Raw genomic sequence first — 7,965 nt, 5'->3', positions numbered from 1 at the left:
ACGGCCCGGCGGACGGCGGGCCCGAGCCCGGCCCCGCCGTCCAGTACGCCGCCTACCGGATCGTCCAGGAGGCGCTGACCAACATCCACAAGCACGCCCCCGCGGCCACCGTCGCCGTCACCGTCGAGATCCGCCCGGACGGGCTGCGCCTGTCCGTCGTCAACTCCCCCGACGACGGCGCCGACGGCACCGGTACGCCCCGGCTGCCCTCCGGCGGGCACGGCCTGGACGGCATGCGCACCCGCGCGGAGGACCTCGGCGGCACCCTGGACGCGGGCCCCACCACCGAGGGCGGCTTCGCCGTCCGGGCCCGCCTGCCGCTCACCGCCGACGTGCCCGCCGGGGCCGTCTGACCAGCCCTGCTGCGGGGCTAAGACCTGAGCCGCGCCCACACCTCGGCGACGCGGGGCGCGAGCTCCTCCAGTGGGCCGCTGTTGTCGATCACGAGGTCCGCGATCGCGAGCCGCTCCTGCCGGGTGGCCTGCGCGGCCATCCGGGCCCGGGCCTCGTCCTCGGTCATGCCGCGCAGCTCCACCAGCCGCGCAACCCGTACGTCGTCCGCGGCGTCGACCACGACGACCAGGTCGTACAGCGGCCCGAGCCCGTTCTCGGCGAGCAGCGGCACGTCGTGCACGACGACGGCGTCCGGCGCGGCGGCGGCCTCCAGCTCGGCGGAGCGGGCCCGCACCAGCGGGTGGACGATCGCGTTGAGCGCCTGGAGCCGGTCCGGGGCACCGAACACGATCGCGCCGAGGGCCGGGCGGTCCAGCGAGCCGTCCGCCCGCAGCACCGCGGGCCCGAACTCGGCCACCACGGCCGCGAGTCCGGGCGTCCCGGGCGCGACCACCTCACGGGCGATCACGTCGGAGTCCACGATCACCGCGCCGTGGGCGGCGAGCAGCCGGGACACCTCGCTCTTGCCGGCGCCGATCCCACCCGTCAGTCCGATCTTCAGCATGGCGCCAGGCTACCGGCGCCGTGCCCCGGCGGGTCAGCCGAGGTCGAGGCTCTCGCCCTCGCCGAGCGTCTGGAGCCGGGCACCCCCCGGCCCGTCCTCGCCGACCAGGCGGGTGTGCACGGCGAGCCCGATCGGGCTGAGCACCGCGTCGTGCACCGGCACCGCCCGGCGCGGGGCGGCCTCCCGGACATAGTCGACCAGTTCGCCCGCCTTGGTCCAGGGCGCGCCGATCGGCAGCAGCAGCGTCTCGACGGCGTGCGGCGGCACGGTGAGCGCGTCGCCCGGGTGGAAGAGGCGGCCGCCGAAGAGGAAGCCGATGTTCTGCACGAGCGGGATGTCCCGGTGGATCTCCGCGTGCCACTCGCCGTGCACGGACACCTCCAGCCCGCCGAGCTCGAACGCGTCGCCCTCGCCGACGGCGTTCACGCGCTGCGCCACGCCGTCGAGCTGCGCGGCCACGGCGCTGTTGGTCCACACCCGCAGGGCCGGGTCGGCCTCCAGCGCGGCGCGCAGCCGGGACTCCTCGAAGTGGTCCATGTGCTCGTGGGTGATCAGGACGGCGTCGGCCCCGGCGAGGGCTGCGGGGTCGGTGAACATCCCGGGGTCGATGACGACGGTGGTGCCGTCGTGCTCCAGGCGTACGCAGGCGTGTCCGAACTTGGTGATTCGCATGGGAAAAACCGTACAGCAAGACTGCACAGCATACCTACACAGTTTTGCTGTACAGATTTTCGGTAGGCTGGTGCCATGAACAGTCCGGCCCCCGAGACCCTCGAACTCGCCGCCGACCTGCGCGCCGCCCTCGGCAGCCTGGTCCGCTCCCTGCGCGACAACGATGAGCTGCCCCAGAACCAGGCCGCCGTCCTCGGCCTCCTGGTCCGCGACGAACGCGCCTACACCGTCGCCGAGCTCGCCGACCGCCGGCGGGTGCGTCACCAGTCGATGGCCCGCACCGTCGCCCTGCTCACCGAGGCCGGCCTGGTCACCCAGGGGCCGCACCCCACCGACGGCCGCAAGCTGCTCGTCACCGCCACCGGGACCGGCCGCGCCGCCCTCCTCGAACAGCGCGCCCGCCGCGAGGCGCAGATCGCCGCCGCCATCGAGACCCGCCTCACCCCCGAGGAGCGGCAGACCCTACGCGCGAGCATCGCCCTCCTGGGCCGCCTACGCTGAGCCCATCACTGAGCCGGCTGCACCGAACCCGTCACCGGGCCGGCTGCGCCGAGCCCGTCCCCGAGCCCACGAGCTCCGGCCGCTGCGCCGGGATCACCGCCGGCGCGATCGGCGGCAACTCGACGTGCTCGCTCAGCCCGAAGCGGCGGTGCAGCCGCCGCAGCGGCGCCGGCGCCCACCAGTTGAACTCGCCGAACAGGCTCATCGCGGCCGGCACCAGCAGGCAGCGCACCAGCGTGGCATCCACCGCGACGGCGACCGCCAGCGCGATGCCCATCTGCTTGACCATGAGCATGTCCCCGAGCGCGAACCCGGCGAAGACGATCACCATCAGCAGCGCCGCCGAGGTGATGATCCGCCCGCTGCGCTGCACGCCCAGCTCGACCGCCTTCGTACAGCTGTAGCCGCGGGAGTGCAGTTCCTTGATCCGGGCGAGCAGGAACACCTCGTAGTCCATGGACAGCCCGAACGCGAACGCGAAGACCAGCACCGGGATGAAGGTCTCGAGACCGCCGGTCGGGCTGAAGCCGAGCAGCCCGCTGAAGTACCCGTCCTGGAAGACCAGCGTGAGCGCACCGAGCGAGGCGCCCAGCGACAGCAGGTTCATCAGCAGGGCCTTGACCGGCATCACCACCGAGCCGGTCATCAGAAAGAGCAGCACCAGCGTGCCGAGCGCGACCAGCCCGAGCGCCCAGGGCCCGCGCGAGGTCAGCTCGTCCGTGAAGTCGACCACCGAGGCCGCCCCGCCGGTCACGTAGGTCTTCAGCCCGCCGCGGTCGGCCCGCAGCTCGTCGACGACCTGCTTGGCCGTCCCGCCCTGCGGGTCCCCGTGGACGAGCACGTCGATCGTCGAGACGGAGTCGCTCACCGGCGTGACCGCCCGCACCCCGCTCACCCCGGGCAGCTTGGCGACGACCTCGTCCGCGTACGCCTGCGCGACCGGCGCCCCGCCCTGGACGACCACCGTGATCGGCGCGGCGGCGACCTGCGGGAAGCGCTGGTCGATCGCGTCCGCGACCTGCCGCCCGGCCGAGGAGGCGGGCAGCACGGCCGCGCCGGAGTTGCGCATCTCGGCGTGCAGGAACGGCGCCCCGGCCGCCATGAGCAGCGCGGTGCAGACGAGCGCGACGGGCACCGCCCGCTTGCGGACCCGGCGGACGGTCCGGCTGAAGAAGCCCTCGTCGGGCACGGGCGCGGCGGGCGCCTTGATCCGCGAGCCGGCGAAGCCGAGCAGCGCGGGGATCAGGGTGAGGGCCGCGGCGACGGCGATCACGACGACGCTCACGCCGGCGGCGGCGACGGCCCCGAGCACCGGGCTGGTGAAGACGAAGAGGCCGGACAGCGCGACGGCTACGGTCAGCCCGGAGAAGGCGACGGTGCGCCCGGCGGTCGCGGCGGTGCGCTCGACGGCGGCGGCGATGCCGGCGCCGTGCCCGCGTTCCTCGCGGAAGCGGTTCACCATGAGCAGCGCGTAGTCGATCGAGAGCCCGAGCCCCAGCACGGTGGCGATCGGCAGCACGCTGGTGTCGATGTCCATGATCCGGCTGAAGCCGAACATGGCCAGCAGTGCCCCGCCCACCGAGGCGACGGCGCCGATCACCGGCAGGCTGGCCGCGGCGAGGCCGCCGAAGACCAGCACCATGACGACCAGGGTGAGCGGCAGGGTCACCATCTCGCCGAAGCGGGTGTCCTGCTCGGTCTGCTTCTTGACCTCCTGCTGGAGCACGAGGTCGCCGCCGACGGTGACGTGCGCGCCGCCGGTGCCGTTCAGCGCGGCCAGCCGCTGGGTGACGGCGTCGGCCTGGGCCTGCGTGGAGGTGCCGGCCATCCGTACGGTGACCAGGCTCGCCGTGCCGTCGGCGGAGCGCAGCGCGGCCGGCGCCGGGCCGGTGCCGTACGCGTCGAGGGTGGAGGAGACTCCGGGCAGCCCGGTGATCTCGGCGGTGGCCTTCTCGACCGCGGCCCTGACCACGGGATCGTCCACCGGCTTGCCGTCCACCACGGCGGTGACGGTGCCCTTGGCCGGATCGGCCGCGGCGAGCACCGCGCTGCCCCGGTCGCCCTCGGCGGAGGCGGAGGAGGCCCCGGCCACCGTGCCCTCGAAGACCCGGCCGCCGATCAGGACGCCGACGACCAGGACGACGGCCCAGAAGCCGAGGACCCAGCGACGGTGACGGAAGCAGAACCGGCCGAGAGCCGCTAGCCGGCCACCGACCACGGCGGTGGGGGCAGCGGAGGAGGGTTTGCGCATGAAGGAGCCTTTCGGGCAGCTCCACTCAATGTAGGCGCAACCCGAACTTCGGCCTATAGAAGGGCAATGAGCCTCATCTCACATTCCCCTTCACATAAAGAACACATCAGTTGCAGAGCGCATGAATCAGCGCGGAAAACCAAACGGGCCCCACCCGGAGATTCCGGGTGGAGCCCATCGGCTAGCTATCGGCTAGCGGGAAGCGAGAGCCTCAGCTCTGGCCGCCGGCCAGCTTCTCGCGCAGGGCAGCCAGGGCCTCGTCCGAGGCGAGAGCGCCGGAGCCCTCGTCGCTGCTGGACGAGTAGGAGCCACCGGCGGCAGCGGCGACGGCGTCGCCACCCTCGGCAGCGGCCTCGGCGTCGGCCTCGCGGCTCTTGATGACCTGGGCCTGGTGCTGCTCGAAGCGGGCCTGCGCCTCGGCGTACTGGCGCTCCCACTCCTCACGCTGCTTCTCGAAGCCGGGCAGCCAGTCGTTCGCCTCGGGGTCGAAGCCCTCCGGGTAGATGTAGTTGCCCTGGTCGTCGTAGGAGGCGGCCATGCCGTACAGGGTCGGGTCGAACTCGACCTCGGCCGGGTTGGCACCGAGGGCCTCGTTGGCCTGCTTCAGCGAGAGGCTGATGCGACGACGCTCGAGGTCGATGTCGATGACCTTGACGAAGATCTCGTCGCCGACCTGGACGACCTGCTCCGGGATCTCCACGTGGCGCTCGGCCAGCTCGGAGATGTGGACCAGACCCTCGATGCCCTCGTCCACGCGGACGAACGCACCGAACGGAACCAGCTTGGTGACCTTACCCGGGACGACCTGACCGATCTGGTGCGTACGGGCGAACTGCTGCCACGGGTCCTCCTGGGTCGCCTTCAGCGACAGGGAGACGCGCTCGCGGTCCATGTCAACGTCGAGAACCTCGACGGTGACCTCCTGGCCGACCTCGACAACCTCGGACGGGTGGTCGATGTGCTTCCAGGACAGCTCGGAGACGTGCACCAGGCCGTCGACGCCACCCAGGTCCACGAAGGCACCGAAGTTGACGATCGAGGAGACGACGCCGGAGCGCACCTGGCCCTTCTGCAGGGTGGTGAGGAAGGTCTGGCGGACCTCGCTCTGGGTCTGCTCCAGCCAGGCACGGCGGGACAGGACCACGTTGTTGCGGTTCTTGTCCAGCTCGATGATCTTGGCCTCGAGCTCCTTGCCCACGTAGGGCTGGAGGTCGCGGACGCGACGCATCTCGACGAGCGAGGCCGGGAGGAAGCCACGGAGGCCGATGTCGAGGATGAGACCACCCTTGACGACCTCGATGACGGTACCGGTGACGATGCCGTCCTCTTCCTTGATCTTCTCGATCGTGCCCCAGGCACGCTCGTACTGAGCGCGCTTCTTGGACAGGATGAGACGACCCTCCTTGTCCTCCTTCTGGAGAACCAGGGCCTCGATGTTGTCGCCCACGGCGACGACCTCGTGCGGGTCGACGTCGTGCTTGATCGAGAGCTCGCGGGACGGGATGACGCCCTCGGTCTTGTAACCGATGTCGAGGAGGACCTCGTCACGGTCGACCTTCACGATGACGCCCTCGACGATGTCGCCATCGTTGAAGTACTTGATGGTCTCGTCGATCGCGGCGAGGAAGGCCTCCGCGTCGCCGATGTCGTTGACCGCGACCTGCGGGGTGGTGCTGAGGGAGGAGTCGGTGGGGCTCGTCATTAGGAAAAGGGCTCCGGTACGGACATGAAAGTCGTAGGTAATGCCACGCGGAGGGCCCGTATCGCTCCCACCGAAAGCCGGACAGCCAAGAACACGGCGCACCGGTCTTCCCGTGACAACGAGAACCGGCGTCCGTCTTGCGACCGTGGGGTCTTCGACAGATGCGAGCGCGACCTGCTCCGTCCGAGGCGCGCAGGCCCGCAGCGCAACTTGTAGCATACGGGGACGGCCAGGCACGGTCAACGCCAAGAGCGGCAAGACGGTGGAGCCTGGTACGGATCAGGCCATATCCTCCGATTGCGCACCTCACGGTGGCGCCCGCAGGGAGCCCTTCCCCGGATGCCACCGCCGGGATCCGGACCCTCTCGGGCCGGTCCGCGACAGCGGCGCTTCCGCACACCACACCCTACGCGATGGGCATTATCACCGTGGCCACCACCCCCCAGTCCGAGCTTCACGATCTTGACGACGACGGCGACGACGCGGTAAGGCGCGAGGCCGGAGCCGGTGAGAGCAGCCGCGCCAGCCGGCACTGGTGGGACCGCAACGCCGACGAGTACCAGGACGAGCACGGGGAGTTCCTCGGCGACGACCGCTTCACCTGGTGCCCGGAGGGCCTGGACGAGGCCGACGCCCGGCTGCTCGGCGAGGTGGCCGGAAAGGACGTCCTGGAGCTCGGCGCCGGCGCCGCCCAGTGCTCGCGCTGGCTCGCCGCGCAGGGCGCCCGGCCGGTCGCGCTGGACATCTCCTTCCGCCAGCTCCAGCACTCCCGCCGGATCGACCTCGGCCGCGGCAGCGAGCCCGTCCCGGTGATCCAGGCCGACGCCGCCGTCCTGCCCTTCGCCGACGGCTCCTTCGACCTCGCCTGCTCCGCCTACGGCGCCGTGCCCTTCAGCGCCGACACCGCCCGCCTGATGCGCGAGGTGCACCGGGTGCTGCGGCCCGGCGGGCGCTGGGTGTTCTCGGTGACCCACCCGATCCGCTGGGCCTTCCCCGACGAGCCCGGCGTCGAGGGGCTGACGGCGATGTCCTCGTACTTCGACCGCACCCCGTACGTCGAGGAGGACGAGCAGGGGCGCGCCAGCTACGTCGAGCACCACCGCACGATCGGCGACCGGGTCCGCGAACTCGTCGGCGCCGGGTTCCGGCTGGTGGACCTGGTCGAGCCCGAGTGGCCGGCCGGCCTGGAGCAGGAGTGGGGCGGCTGGTCCCCACTGCGCGGGCGGCTGATCCCGGGTACGGCGATCTTCGTGGCCGAGCGGGGCTGACGTTGCCTTCTGCCTGGCGCGAACTGCCCGTCCGCACCGCCCTGCCGGCGCTGCACCGCGCGCTGGACGAGCACGGCACCGCCGTCCTCGCCGCGCCTCCGGGCACCGGCAAGACGACGCTGGTGCCGCTGGCGCTCGCGGGGCTGCTGGGCTCCGAGGGCCCTGTGCGGCGGGTGCTGGTCGCCGAGCCGCGGCGGCTCGCGGTGCGGGCCGCCGCGCGGCGGATGGCGTGGCTGCTCGGCTCGTCCGTGGGCCGCGAGGTCGGCTACACCGTGCGCGGGGAGCGTCGCGTCGGGCCCTCGACGGTCGTGGAGGTCGTCACCACCGGGGTGCTGCTGCAGCGGTTGCAGCGCGACCAGGAGTTGCCCGGCGTCGACGTGGTCGTCCTGGACGAGTGCCACGAGCGGCACCTTGACGCGGACACCGCGCTCGCGTTCCTGCTCGACGTCCGGGCGGCGCTGCGGCCCGAGCTGCGGCTGGTCTGCGCCTCGGCCACCTCGGACACCGAGGCGTGGGCCGAACTCCTCGGCGGCGCACCGGTGGTGGAGGCGCACGGGGTGTCCCACCCGGTGGACGCGGTGTGGGCGCCGCCGCCGCGTGCCGTGCGGCCGGC

General features: G+C 72.3%; 8 protein-coding genes. 4 read left to right on the top strand and 4 right to left on the bottom strand.

What is annotated here, in order from left to right; all coding sequences use genetic code 11:
- Positions 1–353, top strand: a 353-nt coding sequence (locus AB0O00_RS21895; protein WP_363654239.1) for an ATP-binding protein, incomplete at its 5' end; no start/stop codon positions are given.
- Between the two features lie 17 nt (positions 354–370).
- Here AB0O00_RS21895 and coaE read toward each other — a convergent pair.
- Both coaE and AB0O00_RS21885 read right to left on the bottom strand, forming a co-directional pair.
- Positions 371–958: a dephospho-CoA kinase gene (coaE, locus tag AB0O00_RS21890; RefSeq protein ID WP_363654237.1), complete on the bottom strand. Its 588-nt coding sequence runs from the start codon at positions 956–958 to the stop codon at positions 371–373.
- 33 nt (positions 959–991) lie between these two features.
- Positions 992–1,630, bottom strand: coding sequence for an MBL fold metallo-hydrolase (locus tag AB0O00_RS21885; protein WP_363654235.1), 639 nt, complete (start codon positions 1,628–1,630; stop codon positions 992–994).
- Positions 1,631–1,705: 75 nt separating this feature from the next.
- Between AB0O00_RS21885 and AB0O00_RS21880 the strand changes: the two genes are divergently transcribed.
- On the top strand, positions 1,706–2,131 hold the full coding sequence (locus tag AB0O00_RS21880; protein WP_363654233.1) for a MarR family transcriptional regulator: 426 nt from the start codon (positions 1,706–1,708) through the stop codon (positions 2,129–2,131).
- A 31-nt stretch (positions 2,132–2,162) separates the two neighbouring features.
- Here AB0O00_RS21880 and AB0O00_RS21875 read toward each other — a convergent pair whose 3' ends face one another.
- Together AB0O00_RS21875 and rpsA are read right to left on the bottom strand one after the other, a co-directional pair.
- The gene (locus tag AB0O00_RS21875; protein WP_363654231.1) at positions 2,163–4,382 is read right to left on the bottom strand and encodes an MMPL family transporter; all 2,220 of its coding nucleotides are present in this window, start codon (positions 4,380–4,382) and stop codon (positions 2,163–2,165) included.
- A 211-nt stretch (positions 4,383–4,593) separates the two neighbouring features.
- On the bottom strand, positions 4,594–6,084 hold the full coding sequence (rpsA, locus tag AB0O00_RS21870) for a 30S ribosomal protein S1 (protein WP_218202410.1): 1,491 nt from the start codon (positions 6,082–6,084) through the stop codon (positions 4,594–4,596).
- A 413-nt stretch (positions 6,085–6,497) separates the two neighbouring features.
- Here rpsA and AB0O00_RS21865 point away from each other — a divergent pair, with 413 nt between their 5' ends.
- Together AB0O00_RS21865 and AB0O00_RS21860 are read left to right on the top strand one after the other, a co-directional pair.
- Complete coding sequence (locus AB0O00_RS21865; RefSeq protein ID WP_363654228.1) at positions 6,498–7,352, top strand: class I SAM-dependent methyltransferase; 855 nt, start codon at positions 6,498–6,500, stop codon at positions 7,350–7,352.
- 2 nt (positions 7,353–7,354) lie between these two features.
- On the top strand, positions 7,355–7,965 hold a 611-nt coding region (locus tag AB0O00_RS21860), incomplete at its 3' end, for a DEAD/DEAH box helicase (protein ID WP_363654226.1).

It is taken from the genome of Kitasatospora sp. NPDC093558, assembly GCF_040683475.1.
Taxonomy (GTDB): domain Bacteria; phylum Actinomycetota; class Actinomycetes; order Streptomycetales; family Streptomycetaceae; genus Kitasatospora.
Note: the sequence above shows the minus strand (reverse complement) of the source record. Positions and strands in the feature narration are given on the sequence as shown.

Excerpts from the sequence above, each read along its gene's own strand:
- rpsA (WP_218202410.1), bottom strand. The coding sequence starts at position 6,084 with ATGACGAGCCCCACCGACTCCTCCCTCAGCACCACCCCGCAGGTCGCG.
- AB0O00_RS21880 (WP_363654233.1), top strand. The coding sequence starts at position 1,706 with ATGAACAGTCCGGCCCCCGAGACCCTCGAACTCGCCGCCGACCTGCGC.
- AB0O00_RS21885 (WP_363654235.1), bottom strand. The coding sequence starts at position 1,630 with ATGCGAATCACCAAGTTCGGACACGCCTGCGTACGCCTGGAGCACGAC.
- AB0O00_RS21865 (WP_363654228.1), top strand. The coding sequence starts at position 6,498 with ATGGGCATTATCACCGTGGCCACCACCCCCCAGTCCGAGCTTCACGAT.
- AB0O00_RS21875 (WP_363654231.1), bottom strand. The coding sequence starts at position 4,382 with ATGCGCAAACCCTCCTCCGCTGCCCCCACCGCCGTGGTCGGTGGCCGG.
- coaE (WP_363654237.1), bottom strand. The coding sequence starts at position 958 with ATGCTGAAGATCGGACTGACGGGTGGGATCGGCGCCGGCAAGAGCGAG.